This window comes from Bifidobacterium pseudolongum subsp. globosum, from assembly GCF_004155535.1.
In the GTDB taxonomy this organism is placed as follows: domain Bacteria; phylum Actinomycetota; class Actinomycetes; order Actinomycetales; family Bifidobacteriaceae; genus Bifidobacterium; species Bifidobacterium pseudolongum_C.
The window spans coordinates 71,706-93,764 of sequence record NZ_RYUH01000015.1 but is presented as its reverse complement, the minus strand read 5'-3'; the positions used below and the strand labels follow the sequence as shown (position 1 = coordinate 93,764).

Sequence of the window (22,059 nt, the reverse complement as noted above, 5' to 3'; positions counted from 1 at the left end):
AAGGTGTCTTCACGTGTTTGTCTGGCGGTGAATTGAGATGGGCCCCAACGGTGGAAGTGTGCATATAAACGGGCGGAGAAAAGAAGGCCCTTTCGCTCGGTAAACAATTTTACTCGGATTTGCGGAAGCCGTTTGTTATCGCTGCCAGAGGATAAAAATTGCCAATTTTCTGTGACTACCATGGAAATCGCCTCAGATGAGTCATGGGGAGAAAGGCAGAATAAGCAATAAACAAGTTTTCTCGTATTGGCGCGTCCATCGCGGCGCTCGCCTTCATGGCCGCAGGAGGTGCTGTGACAGGCGTTGCGTTCGCTGATGACCCTGCTCCTGCCTCGACCTCCGTGGAATTGGATGTGGCGACGCGGCAGCCCATAACCGTCAAAGCCGAAGGGGAGGAGAGCCTCGCGGGCCACACGTTCAAGGCCGTGCAGCTCGCCACCTATTCCAAGGCGTTTGGTTTCAAGGGCACTGATGGCCGTGTGACATCGTTCGACGTCTCCACCAACCCAGACCTCAAAGACGCCATCAACGCGTCCATCACGGCCGAACACGACACCGCCAACCCGATGGCGTGGGTCGTCAAGAACCTCATGGATTCACAAAGCTCGCCGTGGGCCGGCAAGTTGCGTGACTTCCTTGACCAGTTGAACACGCAGGCTGCATTCACCGGCGCTTCGGGCACCCCGCTTGCCGTGGACGGCGCAAAGGCCACGGCAAATGTCGCCCCAGGCATCTATGCGATCGTCGACACGACGAACACTGCAAACACGCCGGCCGCCATCATCGCGATGAACGGCACCGGCATCGATGGATTGACGAAACTGCAAGGTACTGCAGCCGATGCACAAGCATACACGCTCGGCACCGTCGAGTACAAGGTGCACAAGACGACCGTCGACAAGACGATTGACAGTACCAGCACGGCACTCGACCCACATGATTCGGTTGCCAACGGAAAACACGCCGTATCCTCGATGATCGGCAAGGCGATCCCCTTCAAGATCACGTCGACCGTGCCGAACTGGACCGGCTACACCAAGTACTACTACGGCATCAACGATTCCTATACCAAGGGTCTGGATATCGATGCCAGCACCGTGCAGATCACCGTGGGTGACACGACGCTTGACAAGCAGTATTATACGGCGACGAATACTTCGGCGACGGACTCCGCAAATGGCACCTTGGCGATTGTCTTCGGCAACAATGGGGACATTGTGCCATCGAAGACTGCATTCCCGGTGGGAGCATCCGTCGTCGTCACCTACACCGCCAAGCTCAACGCCAAGGCGGTCTCCACCAACCCTGAGACCAACGAGGCGACGGTGCAGTATTCGCAGAACCCGAACGATTGGACCAACCACAAGACCACGCCGAACACAACCGACAAGGTATACACCGGTTTCGTGGACATCGCAAAGCAGGACATGGACGGCAAGGCCCTCTCCGGAGCCGAGTTCCAGGCAATTGACGCCACCGGATCCAGCACCGGTGCAATCAACTTCGTCAAGGTGAGCGACGGCAAGTACCGTGTGGCGACCGACAAGGACACCGGCACGACCCAGACGCTGGATGTGGCCAGTGACGACGGCACACTGCACATCGATGGCATCGCGAAGAGCTTCACGCTCAAGGAAACGAAGTCGCCATTCGAAGGCGCCTATCTTCCGCAGGCCACCGTCAATGCCGAAGTCAATCCGGACGACGGCACAGTGACCACCACGGTGACGACGGACAGGAACCACATGGTGAAGAACGGCACAAACCAGGTCATCGTGCAGAACGCGCGTAACCTCGTGGAGATGCCGAAGACCGGCGCCACATGGATGACGATCTTCATCGTGGGCATCGTCGCGTTGCTCGCGGTCGGCTCGCTGCTCATCGTGCGCTCGCGCATGAAGGACTGACCCCACCGGTTGGTGTGAGTGAGCCGACATACGTGAAAGGCGCATCCGAACAATGACGAACCATACGGCGAGGCGCCGGGCCAAGGGAAAAGCCATGAGTGCCTTGGTGGGATTCATGTGCATCCTGCTCGCGTGCCTCGCCGTATGCGTACTCATCACCATGAACGTCAGCAACGCACGCCATGACGCGACGCTCGCGGATGCGCACGACCGCGCCGTGGCGCAGCAGGCCAAACAGGAAAACGACCGTCTCTACCGTTCCGCCGTGGCCTACAACGAACGCCTTGCGCAGTCGGGGCAGCCGCAGCTCGGGTTCGACCCCTTCGCCGCGTCGTCATCCGCGGCCTTGGGGCAGAACGAGACGAAGGATTATCTGGCGCAGCTCAACAAGCCCGCCGACAGGATCATGGCCACCATCTCATACCCAAAGCTCGGCATCAAGTTGCCGGTCTACCACGGCACCTCCGCCGAGGTGCTGGAACAGGGCGCCGGGCATGTGGCGGGCACGAGCCTGCCCGTAGGCGGTGCGAACACGCACGCCGTGATCAGCGCCCACACGGGGCTTGCCAACAGACAGCTCTTCGATGCGCTGCAAGTGGGGCGCGGGGCCAAAATCGGGGATGTGTTCTACATCCACGTGCTCGACCGCACGCTTGCCTACAAAGTGGATCACATCTCGGTCATCGACCCCGATGATTTTGACGCGTTGCGCATCCGCCCTGGGCAGGACGAGTTGACGTTGCTCACCTGCACACCGTACGGCGTGAATACACAACGCCTGCTTGTCACTGGCGTGCGGGCGGAGATACCTTCGCAGGCCCCTTACGAAAGCGAGGCCCCGAAGGACCATACGTTGATGTGGCGTCTGCTTGCGATCGGTGCCGGTCTGGCACTCGTCGTGGCGGCCGCATGGGTGGCCGCGTTCCGCAGCCACAACAACACTACCAGGCGCCGGCGCGCGCAAGCGCGGACGCCGCAACGGGCCCAAGGCCCGTCATCCGAGGAGGACAACCATGAAAGGCACGATCAATAAGATAGCAAGGCGCGCTATAGCGTGTGTGGCGGCTTGCGCCTGCATCGTGCCAGCGCTGCCGGTCATGTCGGCAGTGGCTGAAGAACCCTCCTCAAGCGCACAGCCAATGACGTCGGTGCGTACCATCGCGAAAACGCAGACTTCGGATTCCAACGGCGCCCCTGAAGCCATCACCGCGGACACACTCCGCAGACAGCGGGCCGAAGCCGAGGCTCCCGCGGCCGCGCACACACACGCCTATACGCCCGTGCAGGCGCAGCCGATGCGCAACGAGCGGTATGATGGCTGGCCGGTGATAGGCAAGTGGCTGTCCGACGCCACGGCCTCGAACACCACGCAACCATTGGCCGACAACAGTGACGCCGATGTCACGCACGGCGATGGCACCACCATCGAAGACCTCTCCGTGCAGTGGCGCGCAACGCACGACACCACATACACCGTCAATCCGTCCACGAACGACCCCCTTTCGTTCATCGCGCGCGTCAACTTCGCGCTTTCCGGGCAGAACCCGTACGAGGCGGGTACGATCCAGTTCACGCTCCCGCTCAACATCTTCAAGGACCATTCGGGCGCGGACGAAGGCGCGCTTGTCATGTCGCTTCCCGAAGACCCCCAGAAAGCGACCGTGTTCAACTACAAGCGGCTCGACGACCGCGTTGTGGTGACGAATGTGCAGAAACTGCCCGCCGGGTACCAGGGGTACTTCGATCTGCAGTTCACGAAGGTCGTGCCTTCCGAGGTCGTCTCCGGCGCGAAGAGCGACCCGCTGCGCACCGTGCTCACGGTGACGACGCCACAGGGGAATGTGCTGCGCAAGACCTCGAACAGCGTCGATGCGGTGGTCAATACACACGAAGAAGTCATCAATGATTGGAAGACGGGGGAGATCAGCGAACAGATGCCCGACGACTGGTCTGACGACCTTTCCCTTCCCAGTGGGTTCAAAGCCCAGGATTACATCTACGTGGACTGGTACACCTACGCGCAGGTGGCGGGCAACCAGCGGTTCACCTTGGGGGTGACCGACACGCCGAACCAGAATGACCCCTACGCGCACGGCATCATCATCGGCTCCACCATTCCGCACGCCACCATATCCGACGACCGCCATAGCGTGACGTCCGCCAATGTGTTCGGTGATGGTGCCAGCTACACGGAGGATGGCGTCGGGTTCTATTACCACACCTACATGGCGTACCCGCGTGATCAATTCACGGTGCCGCAGAATGTGCCGCAGACGGCCGACCGCGTGGACATCAAATCCATGCAGAACACAGTGCGGTACACACTGACCACGGAAGACACGCATAAGACGACGACACAGGACGCGTCAAGCACGGTGACCTACAGTGAATACCTGTTTGTGGCGCCTGGCGGCGAGTACTACGTATACAAGTGGGGTGTGGGGCCCAATGGCGAGGCCATAGGCAACAACCCCTCGGAGTGGCTGTGGAATGGCGAGGAATACGATCCGGTCACCAAGTACCTGGGCCGCTATCCCCATGCCCTCAATGACCTGGCGCAGGGCAAGGCGGTTCGGCTGAGCTACGACGTCGCCTCCACGAATTACACGTACAGGGACACCTACGACCGTTCCGGCAATCCCAAGGACCCGGCGAGCTACGGCAAGACGCCGGTCGATGTGCAGATCGTGGATGACGAAGTCCGCTTGCCCTCGCTCGGCACCGCTCCTTTGACGGCCGCGGACTACGCCGTCACCTCGTTGCGCGTGTTCGACCCGGCGATGTATTCATATACAGGGTCGTCGTGGGAACGGTGGCAGTTCCGCCGCGATCCGTCCGTCGCGCGGCCGGACATCGCCCTGTTCGGCAAGTCCGCACAGGGCGACTGGGTGCAGTATGGAACGGCATCATGGTCGAACGGCGGCGTGGGCACAATCAATCTGCAAGCCATGAACGGGGCGAGCGCCAGCGGCGACGTGCTCAACCTGCCGCAAGGCGTCACCCAGTGGAAGATGAGCTACTCGACAACGGCGGCGAGCATCTACACCAGCGTGGTGCCCACCATCACGCTCAATGCCAACGACCGCATCAAGGCGTTGGCCACAAAGCTCATGGGAGAAACGCAGACACCGCAGACCGATACGACCAACACCGCGAAGATGACGGTCAGCCAGAAACTCGACGGCGAGACGATCCAGATCTCAGGGAACCAGTTCACTGGCGCCGACAGGCTGGGCGCGGCATCGCAGTCGGTGTGGATGACCAAGAGCGGCAAGCAGACCGGCGTGGACAAGACGAACCAGCAGGTTTCCATGCATTACACGGCGAATGTGTTCGAAGCCTCGAACCAGACCACACAGTCGGCGTACAACAGCCTTGTGGCTGCGGGAGTGCTGCCATCCGACCCAGGCGGCACGTACTACGATCTGCTGCCGCGCAACGTGCGTGTGGACCTTGGCAGCATCAAGGCGGACGGCCTGCAGTCGGTGCGCACAGTGGACAATTGGCGTGGCAGCGGCAGGACGATGCTCATCGTCGACGTGCGGCACACCATGCAGGCGCAGGAGTACGAGGTGGGCAACGAAGACATCTACGGCGAACGGCTCACGTTGGACTTCAACGCCACGTATTCGTGGTTCGACCTCAAGGAGGATGGCGGCCTTACCAGCGATGGCGGTCTGGAGACGACGCTGACGAACAACATCGCGTACGCCTCCCGCGCACCGTATCTGGGGACCGTGCCGGGGCGCGAAGGCGAGGCCGACGACCCTACCGCCGGCAACAACACCGATTCCGCGCAGGCCACCAAGGGCGTGGAACAATACATGACGAACCTCACCGGTGCCAAGAACCCGAGCGTGGTGTATGCGAGCAGCGTGCTGCCCATCAGCGCCCTCACGTATGCGTTCGTGGGGCTGCACAAGGCGGTCTCGCATGACGTGGACGGATCGTGGATTTCCGAAGTCAGCGACGGCAACAGCGCGGATGGGGCGAGCGTGGCGCAGGGAGGCGTGTACAGGTACCGCCTCACTTACGAGACAGCCAAGGGCGACCGCATGCGCAATCTGGTGCTGTACGACGACCTTGAGCAGTACGTGCCCGACCGCGGAAAGCCCGACCATGGCAAGCCACAGTGGCATGGCACCTTGTTGGGCGTCGACACCTCGGACCTGCAGGCCAAGGGCATCGCACCCGTCGTCTACTACGCCACACAGTCGCCGGGCTTGCAAGGCAGCACCACGAAGCCCGACCTGACGTCTCCGATATGGACGAGAACGGCACCTGCGGATTTGAGCAGCGTGAAGGCGATCGCGGTCGATTGTTCGAAAACCACGAACGGCGGCGAGTTCACGCTCGACGAAGGGCAGCAACTGCAAGTGCAGCTGCGCATGCGCGCGCCGAGCGGCGACGCCTCGAACGAATATGCCACCCAACAGGCATGCGCGTACAACAACGTGTACATGTCGGCGTCGAACTCGCTCAAGCCGCAACAGTCCGACGAGTTCGTGCACCAAGATTACACAAAGATCGCGCTTGTCCCGTTCAAGGTCGTGGTACTCAAGCAGTGGAACGACGACAACGACCGCGACGGCAAACGTGCACAGTCCATTTCGGTGCAATTGACGCGCAATGGCAAGCCATACGGTGAGCCAGTCACACTGGACGCGTCGAATTCGTGGAAGCATGAGTTCGAGAACCTCGCGCAGACGGACGAATCCGGCAATGCATACACATGGAACGCCGCGGAGACGGACGTGCCGCAAGGGTACACGGTGTCGGCGGATGTGCAACTCACGGGTACCGGGGCTACGGCCACCCTGACGAACACACACGCAATCGACACCGTGCCGGTGCGCGGCGAAAAGACGTGGGCGGGGGAGCAGAGCGCTTCCACGCGGCCGAAGAGCATCGAGGTGACCCTGTACCGCGACGGCACGGCCGTGGACAAGAAGACCGTCACTCCGGGTGTCGACGGCAAGTGGGATTACGACTTCGGCACACTGCCCAAGAACCATAAGACCGCCAATGGCAGTGTGCCGTACGCGTACACGGTCAAGGAAGCGTATGTGGAAGGATACATCCCCACATACGCCGGCGGAGGCACCGGGTACGGTGAGGATGTGGCGGGCGCCACGCTCGACCATGGCTTCGCCATCACCAACACCTACCATCCCTTCGGCAACATCAGCATCTCCAAGAGCGCTTCGGACGTGACCGACGAGACCCGCGACGCGGTGTTCACCTTCCAGCTTGTCTTGCGCAAGCCGAATGGCGACCCCGATTCGGGCACCTACCGCTGGACACGGCAGAACGCCGACGGAAGCACTGCGGCGCTTGATGGCGATTCCGGCGAGGGCACCGTTGGGACCGGTGGTTCCGTGCGCCTGCGCGCAGGCCAGACGGTGGTGGTCCATGAGGTGCCGTCCCAAGACACATACGTGTGGAGCGAGCAGGACCTGAGCGGATTCACCATAGACGGCAGCGAACGGCTCAACGGTACCGTCACGACCGGAGGCACCACACAAGCCAACGTGCTCAACGTGTACCACACCCATGGCGGCGTGCAGCTCAGCGCAAAGAAGGTGCTCAAGGGCCGCAAGCTCGGCAACATGCAGTTCGGGTTCATCGTGCAACAGCTCGATGGCAATGGGAACCCGCTCACTGGCGATGACGGCACGCCGCAGACACTGCGCGTCGCCTACAACGACCAGGACGGCAATGTGGAGTTCGGCCGCATCGGGTATACGAACAAGGATGTGGGCAAGACCTACGTCTACCGCATCAGCGAGATCGACTATGGCCGGCCCGGGTACACGTATGACGCCACGCAGTATACGGCCCAGGTCCATGTTGTGGACAACGCCGATGGAACAATCAGCGCCGTGCCCCATTACTACGATGTGCAGGGCCACGAACTCGGCGCACCGCCGACATTCACCAACACGTACACGGCGAGCGGCGAGCTCAACCTCACGGCGAACAAGGTGTTCGTGGGCGGCGACCTGACGAAGCGCGCGTTCCGGTTCGTCATCACCAAGGACGGCAAGCAGGTCGCCGCCGCCACAACCAACAAGAGCGGCGAGGCGGTGTTCCCCACGATTCACTACACCGAGGCGGACGCAGGCAAGACCTACGAATACACGGTGAGCGAGGAGAAGGACGGCGCCGACTCCGCGAACATCATCTGGGACACACACAGTGAAACCGTGAGCGCACAAATCACTGACAACGGCGATGGCACGTTGCAGGTGAAGCAGAGCTTCACTGGGCAGACCGGCAGTGTGCCGCTCGTCTGGACGAACCGCGCGCAGACGGGTGGCCTGAAGCTGACGAAGCACCTGACCGCCGACAGCGCGACGCAGGCGAAGCGCGACACGAAGTTCCCCATGGAAGTGACGCTCGCCGTGCCGAAGGGCGCGGATTCATTCGACGGGCGGCGCACCGCCAAGGTGTATACCCCCACCGCATTCGATGCGAACGGCAAAGCGACGGCGACCACTGAGTCCGATGTGACCGTCATCGTCAAGAACGGCAGATTCCGTATTGCGGTGCCTGCCGAAGGATGGGTGGTCATCAACAACATACCGGGCGGCACCAGCTATCTGGTGACCGAGGTCGACTCGGTCACCATGCCGCAGGCGGCACAGGAAGGAGAAACGCGATGAGCGGGAAGGCGATTGGACGCGCGCTCGCGGCGTCTGTGGCGGCATTCGCGATGCTCTGCCCATGGGTGCAGCCGGCATTCGCACAGCAGGACCAATCCACTGAGCGGGCACCGGAGACGGCGCAAGTCACGAATCAGCCGGACAACACGGCGCAGCCGCGGGATGCCGAGCCCGCAACAACGCCCGTTGTGGATGCGGACGGCTACCAACAGTGGAAGGACAGCAGTGTCACGACCGATGAAGGCATCGGCTGGAAGATCGACGAGCAAGGCACCTTGCACATACGTCCATGGACGGGCGATGAGGGGACGACCGGTTCCGCGTCGGTGGACAGCCCGCTGTCGGACCTGCCGTGGTACACACGCCGCAAGGACATCAAGAACATCGAATCGACAGGCACAATCCACCTCAACGCCAACAGCGATCTGCTGTTCTATGGGTGCGAGAACCTCGAATCGCTTGAGGGCCTGTCGGACTGGGACGCGAGCAAGCTCGTATATGGCCGGGCGATGTTCCAAGACTGCACGAGTCTGAAGAATCTGCATGGATTGGAGCACTGGCAATTCGCTTCGGAAAATGGCGTGCATCTGGGGAGCAGTTATCCCTCCTCGTATGGGGATGGGTATTATGATTCCCGCAACAAAGGTGAGGGCATGTTCCAGGGGTGTTCCGGGCTGACCGATCTTTCCGCGCTGTCGAATTGGCGGTTCCCCCACGCGGGCAATGGCGACATCAGCGGTATGTTCCAAGATTGCACAGGTTTGACGAATCTGCATGGGTTGGAACACTGGAATGTGGGGAATCTGGAATATCTGTCCAATGCAACGTGGTATCCCGGACAGGACGACACAAGCACAGTAAACGCTGGGCTGTTCTCCGGCTGCTCCAATCTGACCGATATCTCAGCGCTTGCAGATTGGAAGCTGACCAGTGATGAGGGATTAGGCCCCAATACATTGGGGGGCATGTTCCAAGGTTGCGTCCACCTGACAACCCTGAATGCGTTGTCCCATTGGGAGTTGCGTTCTGTGATGTCGCTCAATTCGATGTTCCGCGATTGCACTGGACTGACGGATGCATCAGCCGTAGCCAACTGGTACATATACAACGTCCAAGACCCCATGGGCATGTTCTACAACTGCCCGAATCTGGAGCGCATCGGTATTCCGTCGTATAAGAATGGCGGGTACGCGTTTATCAACAGCAACGTCCCCTATGGCGATACATCGTCGTCAAGTGACATCGGGCTGAATGTGGACATGCCGCAGATCATGCGTGAGGATGGCGCATATGGCCCGTGGACATGGGAGCAGCTTTCCAATCGGCTGGCTCAAGAGGATGATGACGGCGAAGCCATGCTCGCCCACGGCACTGTGTGGGTCCATACCCCGTCATGGATCATCGACTACAACTCCAACGGTGGTATGGGCTCGATGCCGTCGTCGACGACCAAACTCAAGGACGCGGCCACTCTTCCGCGGTGCACATTCCTGCGCTTTGGCTACGAATTCATCGGTTGGTCCACGCAGCCCACCGACACCATAACGCTCTATCAGACAGGTGATTCATGGCGTCCAGCGGATCCGAAGGAAAGCGCCCGTTACACACTCTATGCGCAGTGGAAGAAGCTCGGTTCCAGTGAGACCGGCCCAATCAGTGGTGATTCCGGCATGCTGCCCGGCTGGGTGCAGTACGGCCACCAAGGCACGCAGGGCACAATTCCGCCGAACGCAGTGGCCAACGCGCAGTTCACCAATCACTATGCGCCTGGTGCCGTGACGGTCACATTGAAATTCACCAAGCTGCTCGACGGCAATGTTCCCGGCACGCAGTTCGACTTCCAGCTCCTCGATTCATCCGGGAAGCAGCTCCAGACCGCACGCAACGTCGGGGCAATAGTCCAATTCGATCCGCTGTGGCTCAACAAAGCCGGTGAATACACCTACTTCGTCAACGAGACGGGCGTGAGCGACACGGTCGACATGGACACGCACCCGGTCGAAGTGAAGATCACCGTGACCGACGACGAGCAGAACAAAGGCAACCTCAAGGCCGTCGTGCAGCTGACCGGGGACACGACATTCCGCAACACGACGAAGCCGGCGTCGATCGAACTGCACAAGACAGTCACCGGCACAACAGACACGTCGAAGGACTTCACATTCAAGGTCACCCTCACCGGGCACGACAAGCAGGCGGTCAGTGGCACGTATTCGGGCGTGGAGTTCCGCAACGGCGTGGGCACCGTGCATCTGCGCGCCGGCGGGAACGCCACGATCAGCGGTATCCCGGCCTACACGAACTACCGTGTGGAAGAGACGGATCTGCCCGCCGGGTACGCGCTCGCGTCGATCGACCACGCGACCGGCACGCTGCAGGCGGCAGGGCATGTCTCTGTGACCGCCGCCAACACCTACCAAGCCAAGCCGGCGGTGGCCACGCTCAATGCGGCGAAGTATGTGCAATACGGCACTGGCTCGCCGCTGCGCCAGATGACGGCCGGCGCGTTCCGGTTCTCGCTGTGCGAGGTGTCGGGTGACGTGTGCAACGACGTGTCCGAGGCGCCGAACGCGGAAGACGGCTCGGTCGTGTTCCCACAGCTGACGTACGACGCCGTGGGGAAGTACGTGTACCACATCCGTGAGCAGAACACCCATCAGGACGGCGTCACGTACGACGGGCGCGCGGTGACGGCCACCGTGGACGTGACAGATGACGGCACAGGCCAGCTGCAGGTCGCCGTCGCATACAGCGGAGGCGCGCAGGTGGACGGCGCGGACGGTGCACATGCGGCCGTCTTCGTCAACCAGTCGCGCCAGATGTCGGCGATGCCGCAGACCGGCTCGGCTCCGTGGGTCGCCTTGCTGGTGGCCGCGTTCGTCGCGACGTTCGTCATGCTGTGCATGGTGAATCGCCGTCACGCGGGCAGGCACAGCGCGTGACATGCCGCGCCATCGCTGCGAGTATCGTGGGCACGGACGATACTCGCAGCATGACGATGGCGAAATGAGGTGCGCATGAGTGTTCAGAAAAACGGGGCTGCCAAGCTCAAGGCATTGCAGGGTGTGTTCTGGGACATGGACGGCACGCTCATCGATTCCGAGCCGCTGTGGCATGAGGGCGAGCTGAGGCTTGTGCGCGAATACGGAGGCCACTGGACGAAGCAGCTGGCCGAAGGCGGCTCTGGGCGCCCAGTGCCGCAGATCGCGCAAGAGATGGCCGATCTTGGATGCCCGCTGCCGCCTGAGGAGATCGGCCGCCGCATGATCCAATACGTGACCGACGAAGAAAAGAAGCAACTGCCGTGGATCCCCGGCGTGCGCCGTCTGCTCGAGCAGCTGCGCGACGCGGGCATCCCGTCGATGCTCGTGACGACCTCGCCGCGCGACCTTGCCGAAAACCTCATCGCGCAGGCACCGGAGGGCGCGTTCGCCGGGTATGTGTGCGGCGATGACGATGTGGCGAAGAAGCCCGATCCGGCGCCGTACAGGCTCGCGGCGGCGAAACTCGGCATTCCCGACGTGCTGCTGCCGTGCTGCGTGGCGTTCGAGGATTCGATGAGCGGGCGCACGTCCGCCGCCGCCTCCGGCATGACGACGGTTGTGGTGACAGGGTATCTGGCCGGCGGTTATGTGCCTGGGCCGGGGTACACCACGACCGAGAACTACGACGGCATCACGCCGGAATCCCTCAACCGCATGGTGCAGCGCATGTACGACCGCCTCGCGCCGTTGGCGTGAGCGGGAAGCGGCTCTGTCTCACGCCCCTTGGATCCTAGGTGCGCCTTTTCGCTGTTTTGGGCGCCATTTTCGCCGTTTCCGTCACGCATTTCGCCGTTTTGGTCACAAAATCATCGAAAAAATGACCAAAACGGCGAAATGCGTGACGGAAACAGCGAAAAAAGACTACCCGTAGTCTGCACACCATCTGGTGTTGGAACGAAGAGGGCGGCAACGATCCCGCCAGCCTCTTCGCATGCCCAGAGGCACCGTGTGGGATGGGCAAATGAGGGCATTGTGTGCAAGAAAACAACACGCCGATAGGCATCTCGCTCGAAAACTTACTGAACAGTCAGTAACATTACACACATTCAACACGAATCCACAAGGTTCGAATTGAATCATGGTAGGATTCCGTTCTCGTCTATGGAAGACGATGTGTACACCAATCGTGATTGCTGCCTCCGCTGCAATGGTGGCATCCATGGCGGCATGTGGCGGCGGCAGCGACGCGCAGTCGAAGACGGCCGATGGCAAGACCATCGTCAAGATTCAGACATTCAACAACTTCGGGTATGGCAAGAGCACGGATCAGAAGCCGGGCGCCGACCTGTGGGCGCAGTACGAAAAAGAGAACCCGAACGTCAAGGTCGAGGAGACCGTGGCGTCCAGCTCCGACGAGGCGCGCACGGCGTTCAACACGGCCATCTCCTCGGGCGCCAACACTTACGACATCTCCGCGGTGGACATCGCATGGATGCCGTCGATTCGCGCGATGGGCAGCAAGTTCGTCGACCTGGCCCCGTACGCCAACGACAACAGCTGGCCGGACTGGGTCAAGGAAGGCGGCACCGCGGACGGCCGCATGATCGGTGTGGGCACCGACATCGGCCCCACGGCGATGTGCTACCGCAAGGACCTGTTCGAAAAGGCCGGGCTGCCATCCGACCGCGACAAGGTGAAGGAATACTTCGGCGGCGACAGCGCCAGCTGGGACCGTTACTTCGAGATCGGCCAGGAGTACACCAAGAAGACCGGCAAGCCGTTCATCGACAACATGGGCGATGCGGCCGCCATGATGAAGATGCAGCAGAAAGAGGTGTTCGTCAGCACCGACGACAAGATCATCGCGACCGACAAGACCGTGCACGGCATTTTTGACGAAGTGGCCGAGAACTCGGACATCTCCGCGCACCTCGACTCGTGGACCGATGACTGGAACTCCGCCTTTGGCTCCGAAGACGGCTTTGCGACAATCATGTCCCCGGCATGGCTGCTCAACAACATCAAGGGCAACGCCGGCCCGGACTTCCGTGGCTGGGACATCGCGGACATCACGCCTGGCGGCACTGGAGCCGACCAGGGTGGCTCATGGCTCGTCGTGCCGGAATCCTCGCCGGTCAAGGAGGAAGCCGCCAACAAAAAGGACGAGTATTTCAACAACGCGCCGGTCGGCAAGATCTTCGCGAACCGCGCCGCGGCAATCAAGCACATCCCGTACATCAATGGCCAGTACTACGACATCGACGCCAAGTTCGGCACTGCGATCAGCCGCGGCGATGTCGTAATCCATTCGAAAGAAGGCGCATCATGACCACCGTATCCTCCGCGCAGCCACAGGCCCGCTCCGGCCGCCTGTCCGGCTTGGCGTACAAGGCAACCCCGTACCTGTACATCGCGCCGTTCTTCTTGCTGCCGTACATCGTGGCCGCGTCCACCGCGGGCATCATCTTCTCGCAGATCTTCTCCGACCGCATGGATGCCGCGAACATGCTGCTGCAGACGCTCGGCATGAACCCGGTCGCGTGGCGCACCAACACGCTCGCCGCCATGCAGGCGGTGCCCAACGACGTCATCGAGGCGGCGATCGTGGATGGCGCGGGCAAGGCGCGCACGTTCTTCTCGGTCGTGCTGCCGATGCTCAAGCCGACGCTCATCTTCGTGATCATCAACTCCACGATCGGCGGCCTGCAGATCTTCGACGAAGTGCAGATGTTCAACAACGGCACCGGCGCGGCCGGCGGTCCGAACAACCAGTACCTGACCGTCTCGCTGTACCTCTACAAACTCGGTTTCAACCAAGTGAGCATAGGGCAGCCGAATCTGGGGCGCGCGGCCGCGCGATCGCCGAGATCATCTTCGGCATGACCGAGCCGAGCGGGCGTCTGCCGATCACGTTCCCGCGCCATGCAGGGCAGCTGCCGGTCTTCTACAACGAGATACGCGGGTAGCATGGCGACCGCTACGCGGACCTGACACAGGACCCGGCGTTCGCGTTCGGCGAGGGGCTCTCGTACACGACCTTCGCATATGGCGAGCCGCGCATCACGAACGGCGCCGAGTTCACCGCGCAAGACGTGGTGCATGTCGAAATCGACCTGACGAACACCGGCGTGCGCGGTGCGGATGCCGTCTGCGCCGTCGTCGAACGATTTGCCCCACGCTCCGTGCGCATGGATGTCCACATAGCCGGGCACCAGCAGCATGCCGTGCGCGTCGAAACGGCTTTCTTCGACGATGCCGTGCCGTTCGGCGGCTGCCTCGAACGCCTGCGCCGACGTTCCGGTCTCGCTGATCACGCCGTCTTCGCTGATCGCCCAACTGTCGGGGGCGATGCCGCGTGCGTCGATGCGCGTAGCGTTGACGATGCCGAAGGCCTGTGGCGGGCGCTCAAATGACTGTGCGATGCGTTCGGCCTCGGCTTGCCGCGCCTGCGGGCTGCGTGAGATGCCATCTGGTTCTGATGATTGTTCGTGCTGCATGGTGCCACTTCTGGTTTCTGGGTCCGTACGTATGGGTGTGGTGCGCGCCGCGGCGTGCGCGGGCGGGGTGGGTCAGATGCCCTGCCACTCGGGCTTGTGTTCGTAGGCGTAGCGGTAGTAGTCCTTGTTGCGCAGTTTCGACGCGGCCTTCTCGTCGACGATCACGGTCGCGTGCGGATGCAACTGCAATGCGCTCGCCGGGCAGAACGCCGAGACGCCGCCTTCCACGGTTTCGGCGATCGCCTCGGCCTTGCCGCTGCCGAACGCGAGCAGTACCAGGTGCCGTGCTTTCATGATCGTGCCGATGCCCTGCGTGATGCAGTGTGTGGGCACTTGGTCGGTGTCGTTGTCGAAGAAGCGGGCGTTGTCTTCGCGTGTCTGCTGGGTGAGTGTTTTGATGCGTGTGCCCGACGCGAGCGATGAGCCTGGTTCGTTGAATCCGATGTGCCCGTCGGTGCCGATGCCGAGGATCTGCACGTCGACGCCGCCCGCCGCCTCGATCGCCGCGTCGTACTGCGCGCCGGCGTGCTCGATCGTGTCGAGGTTGCCGTCCGGCACGTGCACGAGCGCCGGGTCGAGTCCGAGCGGTTCGACGACGGTGCGTATGCGAACACGATACAGTCCGCATCTTCGTTGTGCGCGAAAGCGCTCAGGACTGCTGCTTGACCCAGTCCTCCACGGTCTGCGTGTTCGCCGACGAACTGAACCGCTGGCCTTCCTTCCAGTCGCCCGTTGTGGTGAGCTTCGCCAGGTTGCTCGCGCTTGAGCCGAGCGGGGAGCTCGCGGACGTGCAGAACGGAATCACGGTTTTGCCGCTGAAATCGTTGGCGCGTACAAAGGTGTTCATCGGCCATGCCGCTTCACCCCACCAGATCGGGTAGCCGATGTACACCGTCGTGTAGCTGCTCCAATCAGGCACGTCGGTCGTTTTCAACTTCACATCCCGCAGCGATTCGTTGTCGTGCTCCGTGCTCACGCGGCTATCGGGGTCGCTGTAGTTGAGGTCGTCGCTCGTGTACGGCTCGGCCGGCTCAATCTCGAACAGCGTGCCGCCGGTGGTCTTTGCGATGTCTTCCGCGACGCGCTTCGTGCTGCCGGTCGCGGAGAAATAGGCCACGAGCGTCGCCGATTCACCGCCTGTGCTCGGTGTGATCGTCTGCGTGGCTTCGGGTGCCGGCGATGCGCCGTTTCCGGTATTGCCCGATCCGCCGCACCCCGCCATCGAGATGATGGCCACCGCGCCCGCGACGCATGTGAGAAGACGCTTGCCCCACTGCATGGTTTCCTCCCTGGTGTCCCTATGTGTTTTTGTGTATCTCTGTCTCTTGTCTCTGCGCCAGTGCATCTGCCGCATGCGCAATGCGTACGACCAGTGTCTCATGCGCGCATGGTGCAAACTAATGTGCATGTGTGCGCAGAATATATGCGCAATCGCAATCTATTCCTGCTGCGGATTGTGCGTTGCCGCTACGGGTAGTGTTCCCTACGCTACGGGTAGTGCTTTTCTGGCTTACCCCACCCTATGATCCGCCATTTTTCAACGACTATAGGGGGATGCTATCCGTGCAAGCACTACCCGTAGCAAGGAAGGCACTACCCGTAGCGAGGAAGGTTTGATCCCGGGCACGTATTCCAGACGACAGTCATGGTTTGGGCGGTGAGGAATGACGAATCTCGCCGGTCTGCAGACGGAAGTCGTGATTGAGGTGGTTGTGCATGACGAATCTCTGGAGTCTGTAGACGAACGTCATGGCATGGGCGGTTATATACGACAGATCTCCGGAGCTTGCAGACAGAAGTCATATTCGGGGCCGCGGAGCATGACAACCGCCTGTGATCGTCCGGATCCCTGGATTCCGGTGATACTTGCGACGCATTGCCGTGCTCGCGCTCCGACCAGTACCGGAATCCCGAGGTATTGGTGGTATTTGAGATTCCTAGGCGTGGTGGCCGTCTGAATCGCTCAGAACCGACGGCTGCCGACCATCCACGCGACGCCGGTTGTAGTCCCATTGCGACAGCTGGGGGAAAGAAAAAGACCGCTGCGGTGGAATGAATGCAGCGGTCTTCGTGGAGCTGATGGTAATCGAAACCACGACCTCTTCGATGCGAACGAAGCGCTCTACCAACTGAGCTACAGCCCCGTGGATGTTGCTGTGCTCTGCATAGCAACTCGACACAGCTTACTCACATCCGTGAACAAACGCAAATCGACCGCCCGAACAACCCCGTTCCGCGTGTCGCGCACAACACCAGACAGCAAAAGCACCATAGGTGCAGGGCGATATGTGTGCATTCCGTGCACATATTTCGATATATTTCGACAACGGCGCCCGCTCGATGGAGCGCATCGTCGAAAACCGCTAAGATGGCGCGCATAGTTCACTTGCACTCGGGTGCGCCAAGCGCAACGCGGCGCGGGGCGCACCCACCGTCGAACGGGGTTGGCATGGCAGGCATCAAAGACGTGGCGGCGCGCGCGGGCGTTTCGATAAGCACTGTGTCGTATGTGGTCAGCGGCAAACGCAGGATCGGCGCCGAAACGCAGGCGCGCGTGCGCGCCGCCGCGCTCGAGCTCGGGTACCGCCCGGTGATCGACGCGACCGAACCCGCCTCCGCGCGCGGCACGCATGTGCTCGCCGTGAGCTCGCCGCTGCGCCCGTACACCGACGTGGCGAATTACGCGGCGTTCTTCTTCGCGCTCGCCACCGCCGCCAAACGCCACGGCTACGACATTCTGCTACTCATGCACGAGGCGGGCGACCAGGAGATGCGCCGCGTGGCCGACCGCGGCATGGCGGACGGCATTTTCCTGCTCGACGTGCTGCTCAGCGATTCGCGCGCGGACATGGCCGCCGCGATTGACATCCCTGTGGTGAGCATCGGCTACACGAACGACACCGGGAATGTGTACACGGTCGACATGGATTTCGCGCGCATGGGCCGTGAGGCGATGGAGAAGGCGCACGTGCTCGGCCACCGGCATGTGATGCTGTACTGCCCGGACCGCCGCGCGTTCATCGACGGCTCCAATTTCCTGGTGCGCTTCCTCGACGCCGCCATGCAGCGCGGCGAGGAGCTCGGCATGACCGTCGTGCGCAAGTTCGCGTTCGGGCGCACGGCCGACGATGTGAACCTCGCCATTGAGGAGGCCTTCGGCGAGGACCCGCAGATCACCGCGATCATCTGCGAGGAGAACGCCGCGCAGATGGGGCTTGTGCGGGCGGCGCTCGCGCGCAAGGGACTCAACGTGCCACAGGACGTCTCGATCATGGCGGCGTGCGCGAACGGCTCGTCCGCGCGCCTTGCCGACGAGATGCCCATGAATCCGGGCGCGGTGTGCGAGCGCGCGGTGGACATCATGATGGAGGTGCTGCGTGGCGAGCGGCATGACGTGGGGTATGTGGAGCTGCTGCCGAGTGAATACTGCGCGCGGGGCACCATGCGCGCGCGTCAGGCCCGCGAGTGATTTCGCCGTGGTTCGGCCCGGGTTCGACGGATGTTTCGACAATAGTCGAAACAAGTTGGCGCCAAGTTACTTCGATGATTTAATTAACTCATGAGATTCAACGGCTGAATCTCCATCATCTGCATTATCCACAGTCAGTAATGGCGCTGAAGAAGGAAGAATCATGAACGTTCGTAAGGCAATCGCGGCCGGTCTGGCCGCAGTCACCGCGGCCAGCATGCTCACTCTCGCCGGCTGCGGCGGCGGTGGCACCGCACAGGAGGAAAACCCGACCTCGATCAAGGTCTGGCACTACGAGGAAGACAACGGCGCGATGGGCGTGGCTTGGAAGAAGGCCATGGAGATCTTCGAAAAGGAGACCGGCGTCAAGGTCGAATTCGAAAAGAAGTCGTTCGAGCAGATCCGCCAGAACGCCTCGCAGATCCTCAACTCCGACGAGGCGCCCGACGTCATGGAATACAACAAGGGCAACGCCACCGCCGGCCTGCTCGCCAGCCAGGGCCTGCTGACGAACCTCGACGACTACGTCAAGGAATACAAGTGGGACGAAAAGGTCACCGGCTCGCTCGCCGACACCGGCAAGTACAACGAAAAGGGCGTGATGGGATCCGGCAACTGGTACGGCATCACGAACTACGGCGAAGACGTGATCATGTACTACAACAAGGACATGTTCGACAAGAACGGCATCGAGATCCCGACGACGATGGACGAGCTGACCGGCGCGATGCAGAAGTTCGTGGACAAGGGCATCACGCCGCTCGCCGAAGGCGCCGCCGAATACCCGTTGCAGCACCTGTGGTGGCAGCTCGTGCTGAGCAAGGCCGACGACCAGTTCGTCAAGGCGTACGAGATGTACGACGGTGATGTGGACTGGGATTCCGAGCCGATCACCTACGCCACGCAGACGATCAAGGACTGGACCGACAAGGGCTACATCTCCAAGGACTGCACCGGCCTCAAGGCCGAGGACGTTGGCCAGGGCTTCATGAACGGCACCTACCCGATGTTCTTCTCGGGCACCTGGTGGTACGGCCGCTTCCAGAACGACATGAAGGGCACGAACGTCACGTTCTCCACCTTCCCGCAGAGCAAGAAGGTCGTCGGCTCCTCCGGCAACCTGTGGGTCATCCCCGAGAACTCGAAGCGCAAGGACCTGGCCGCGAAGTTCATCAACATCACACTGAGCGATGAAGTGCAGGACCTCATGGGCAACTCCGGCGGCCTGCCGATCGCCGCCGACCCGGCCAAGATCACCGACGAATCCACGAAGGAGCTCATCGAATCCTTCAACAAGGTGCTCAAGGACAATGCGCTCGGCTTCTACCCCGACTGGCCCACCGCCACGTTCTACGACGAGCTCAACGCCTCGCTGCAGGAGCTGGTCAACGGCTCGACCGACGTCAAGGGCGCCATCGCGCAGATGGAGTCCGACTACGACAAGGGCGTGCAGGACGCCGGCGTCAAGGACTGACGCGCCGCCAGCCCGATTGTTCGCTTGCGGCGGCCGGACGGGCGGAGCAGATCCGCCCGTCCGGCCGCCTGAACCATACGAATCGCGAAGAGAAGTGCCATCATGTCTTCAACAACCAACCAAAAGCGCGGCCGCAAGGCGTCCAAGCGCGAACGGGAGATGTCCCGCATTCCCGGAAGCCCGTCGCGGCGGTTCTGGATCTATCTGATCCCGGGCCTGCTCATGCTGCTGTGGATCATCGTGATCCCCGCGGTGTGGAATATCTACCTGAGCTTCACCAACTACCGCGGCATCAAGCCGCCGGTCTGGGCGGGCCTGACCAACTGGGCGCGCCTCGTCAAGGACCACACCTTCTGGATTTCGTTCATGAACTCGATCTGGATGATCCTCGCGATGGTGATCATCCCGATCCTCGTGGGCCTCGTGCTCTCGTCGCTGCTGTTCGACGTGGTGCAGAAGAAGTTCGGCCCGCGCACCGCATCCACGATGCGCGCGCTCTACTACTTCCCGCAGCTGCTGCCGATTGCCGTCGCCTCGCTCGTCATGGGCTGGATCCTGCGCCCCGAGAACGGCGCACTCAACGCGCTGCTCAAGGCGATCGGCCTGGGCGACCTGCAGCATGACTGGCTCGGCAAGCCCGACACCGCGCTCATCTGCCTCATGCTCATCATGATCTGGATCCAGATCGGCTACCCGCTCGTCATCTTCATGTCGGGCCTGCAGCGCGTGGACCCGGAGCTGTACGAGGCGGCAAGCCTCGACGGCGCGAACTGGTGGCAGCGCTTCCGTGCGATCACCCTGCCGTCGATCAAGCCGGAGATCTTCGTGGTGGCGCTCACCTGCACGATCGCCGCGCTCAAGGTGTTCGGCCCGGTGCAGATGCTCACCCGCGGCGGCCCCGGCACAAGCACGACCGTGCCGTCGTACTACTCGTACAAGCAGTTCTTCCAGTCGCAGCAGGTGGGCTACGGCGCAGCCATCGCCACGGCGCTCACCATTGTGATTGTGATCGTTTCCATTGCGTTCACGAACCTTCAGGAGAAGGTCGCCAAAGAGGATGAGGAGTAGGCCATGACTTCCGCACTCGTTTCCGCAGAGCAGGATTTTGAATACAACTCACCCGACCAGCACAAGCTCACCCCCAAGGAGCTCAAGGAGATCGCGCACGTCAAGAAGAACCGCACAGCGGGCGACTGGGTGATCCTCGCGCTGCTCATTGTGGGCGCGCTGATCATGATGTTCCCGTTCATCGTGCTGTTGCTCAACGCCTTCAAGACGCCCGGCGACTACAACACCTCCGGTCCGCTGTCGTGGCCGAAGGAACTGAGCTTCACCGGACTGTCCACCTTCTGGGACCGCGTGAACTTCCCCGAAAAGGTGTGGAACAGCGTCTGGACCTCCGGCCTTGTGGCGCTGCTGGCCGTGGTGCTCTCCATGTTCAACGCGTACGCGCTGGGCATCGGCCGCGTCAAGGGCCGCAAGTGGATCACGCTGCTGATCATGCTCGCCAACATGCTGCCGCAGGAAGCCATGCTGTACCCGCTGTACACGATGTTCAAGGGCATGGGCCTGTACAACAACCCGTGGGCCATTGTGATCATCTTCACTGTGATCCAAAGCGCGTTCGGCACCTACCTGCTCTCGTCCGTGTTCGGCACGTTCCCCAAGTCGATCCTCGAGGCCGCCACGATCGACGGCGCAAGCCGCTGGCGCATCTTCAAGGACGTGGTGTTCCCGATCTCGAAGCCCACACTGAGCGTGCTCCTGGTGTTCTTCTTCATCTGGACGTGGAACGAATACATGATCCCGCTCGCGTTCCTGGTCGACAACTCGTCGCAGACCGTGCCGATCGCGATCAGCTCGCTCACCGGCGACCGCCTCATGGACGTGACGACGACCGCCGCGGCATCGCTCATCAGCATCGTGCCCACGCTCATCTTCTTCCTGCTCTTCCAGCGCACGCTCTCGCGTGGCATCACGGCAGGGGCGGTGAAGTAGGACCCCGCGCACTTTTCTCGAACCTTCGAGAAAAGTGCGCTCCAACACGCCGGCAATATTGTACT

General features: G+C 61.7%; 12 protein-coding genes, 1 tRNA gene and 2 pseudogenes. 12 read left to right on the top strand and 3 right to left on the bottom strand.

Features of this window, described 5'->3' with window-relative positions:
* The first annotated feature begins 293 nt into the window (after positions 1-293).
* The 8 genes and pseudogenes from PG2093B_RS08350 to PG2093B_RS08315 all read left to right on the top strand — a co-directional run.
* The gene (locus tag PG2093B_RS08350) at positions 294-1,907 is read left to right on the top strand and encodes an isopeptide-forming domain-containing fimbrial protein (protein ID WP_165369758.1); all 1,614 of its coding nucleotides are present in this window, start codon (positions 294-296) and stop codon (positions 1,905-1,907) included.
* Between the two features lie 94 nt (positions 1,908-2,001).
* Entirely contained in the window at positions 2,002-2,940 is a 939-nt protein-coding gene (locus tag PG2093B_RS08345) for a class C sortase (protein WP_165369757.1), read from the top strand.
* A 73-nt stretch (positions 2,941-3,013) separates the two neighbouring features.
* Positions 3,014-8,572 carry a Cna B-type domain-containing protein gene (locus tag PG2093B_RS08340; protein WP_165369756.1) on the top strand — a complete coding sequence of 1,853 codons (5,559 nt, stop codon included), beginning with the start codon at positions 3,014-3,016 and terminating at the stop codon, positions 8,570-8,572.
* Positions 8,569-11,514: a Spy0128 family protein gene (locus tag PG2093B_RS08335; RefSeq protein ID WP_165369755.1), complete on the top strand. Its 2,946-nt coding sequence runs from the start codon at positions 8,569-8,571 to the stop codon at positions 11,512-11,514. The genes PG2093B_RS08340 and PG2093B_RS08335 overlap by 4 nt, the downstream gene beginning before the upstream one ends.
* Positions 11,515-11,589: 75 nt before the next feature.
* On the top strand, positions 11,590-12,312 hold the full coding sequence (locus PG2093B_RS08330) for an HAD family hydrolase (RefSeq protein WP_129898095.1): 723 nt from the start codon (positions 11,590-11,592) through the stop codon (positions 12,310-12,312).
* Between the two features lie 463 nt (positions 12,313-12,775).
* On the top strand, positions 12,776-13,885 hold the full coding sequence (locus tag PG2093B_RS08325; RefSeq protein WP_242502895.1) for an ABC transporter substrate-binding protein: 1,110 nt from the start codon (positions 12,776-12,778) through the stop codon (positions 13,883-13,885).
* Positions 13,882-14,439 carry a carbohydrate ABC transporter permease gene (locus PG2093B_RS08320; protein ID WP_129898093.1) on the top strand — a complete coding sequence of 186 codons (558 nt, stop codon included), beginning with the start codon at positions 13,882-13,884 and terminating at the stop codon, positions 14,437-14,439. The genes PG2093B_RS08325 and PG2093B_RS08320 overlap by 4 nt, the downstream gene beginning before the upstream one ends.
* Positions 14,406-14,690: pseudogene (locus PG2093B_RS08315) on the top strand (glycoside hydrolase family 3 C-terminal domain-containing protein); the annotation flags it as partial. The gene PG2093B_RS08320 and the pseudogene PG2093B_RS08315, both read left to right, overlap by 34 nt.
* A 435-nt stretch (positions 14,691-15,125) precedes the next feature.
* Here the strand turns inward: PG2093B_RS08315 and PG2093B_RS08310 are convergent.
* The 3 genes and pseudogenes from PG2093B_RS08310 to PG2093B_RS08300 form a co-directional block, all read right to left on the bottom strand.
* Positions 15,126-15,656 (bottom strand): annotated as a pseudogene (locus PG2093B_RS08310) (glucosamine-6-phosphate deaminase); the annotation flags it as partial.
* 46 nt (positions 15,657-15,702) lie between these two features.
* Entirely contained in the window at positions 15,703-16,332 is a 630-nt protein-coding gene (locus PG2093B_RS08305; protein ID WP_129898092.1) for a flavodoxin, read from the bottom strand.
* A 792-nt stretch (positions 16,333-17,124) separates the two neighbouring features.
* Positions 17,125-17,197, bottom strand: a tRNA-Ala gene (locus PG2093B_RS08300).
* A gap of 305 nt (positions 17,198-17,502) precedes the next feature.
* Here PG2093B_RS08300 and PG2093B_RS08295 point away from each other — a divergent pair.
* From PG2093B_RS08295 to PG2093B_RS08280, 4 genes are all read left to right on the top strand, one after another.
* Positions 17,503-18,522, top strand: a complete 1,020-nt coding sequence (locus PG2093B_RS08295; protein WP_129898091.1) for a LacI family DNA-binding transcriptional regulator — start codon at positions 17,503-17,505, stop codon at positions 18,520-18,522.
* A 163-nt stretch (positions 18,523-18,685) separates the two neighbouring features.
* Positions 18,686-19,996 (top strand): ABC transporter substrate-binding protein, encoded by a 1,311-nt coding sequence (locus PG2093B_RS08290; protein WP_207215012.1) that lies wholly within the window; start codon positions 18,686-18,688, stop codon positions 19,994-19,996.
* A 102-nt stretch (positions 19,997-20,098) separates the two neighbouring features.
* The gene (locus PG2093B_RS08285; RefSeq protein ID WP_129898089.1) at positions 20,099-21,064 is read left to right on the top strand and encodes a carbohydrate ABC transporter permease; all 966 of its coding nucleotides are present in this window, start codon (positions 20,099-20,101) and stop codon (positions 21,062-21,064) included.
* Between the two features lie 3 nt (positions 21,065-21,067).
* Complete coding sequence (locus tag PG2093B_RS08280; RefSeq protein WP_129898088.1) at positions 21,068-21,994, top strand: carbohydrate ABC transporter permease; 927 nt, start codon at positions 21,068-21,070, stop codon at positions 21,992-21,994.
* Positions 21,995-22,059: the final 65 nt, after the last annotated feature.

Excerpts from the sequence above, each read along its gene's own strand:
- PG2093B_RS08325 (WP_242502895.1), top strand. The coding sequence starts at position 12,776 with ATGGCGGCATGTGGCGGCGGCAGCGACGCGCAGTCGAAGACGGCCGAT.
- PG2093B_RS08335 (WP_165369755.1), top strand. The coding sequence starts at position 8,569 with ATGAGCGGGAAGGCGATTGGACGCGCGCTCGCGGCGTCTGTGGCGGCA.
- PG2093B_RS08295 (WP_129898091.1), top strand. The coding sequence starts at position 17,503 with ATGGCAGGCATCAAAGACGTGGCGGCGCGCGCGGGCGTTTCGATAAGC.
- PG2093B_RS08345 (WP_165369757.1), top strand. The coding sequence starts at position 2,002 with ATGAGTGCCTTGGTGGGATTCATGTGCATCCTGCTCGCGTGCCTCGCC.
- PG2093B_RS08320 (WP_129898093.1), top strand. The coding sequence starts at position 13,882 with ATGACCACCGTATCCTCCGCGCAGCCACAGGCCCGCTCCGGCCGCCTG.
- PG2093B_RS08285 (WP_129898089.1), top strand. The coding sequence starts at position 20,099 with ATGTCTTCAACAACCAACCAAAAGCGCGGCCGCAAGGCGTCCAAGCGC.
- PG2093B_RS08290 (WP_207215012.1), top strand. The coding sequence starts at position 18,686 with ATGAACGTTCGTAAGGCAATCGCGGCCGGTCTGGCCGCAGTCACCGCG.
- PG2093B_RS08330 (WP_129898095.1), top strand. The coding sequence starts at position 11,590 with ATGAGTGTTCAGAAAAACGGGGCTGCCAAGCTCAAGGCATTGCAGGGT.
- PG2093B_RS08280 (WP_129898088.1), top strand. The coding sequence starts at position 21,068 with ATGACTTCCGCACTCGTTTCCGCAGAGCAGGATTTTGAATACAACTCA.
- PG2093B_RS08305 (WP_129898092.1), bottom strand. The coding sequence starts at position 16,332 with ATGCAGTGGGGCAAGCGTCTTCTCACATGCGTCGCGGGCGCGGTGGCC.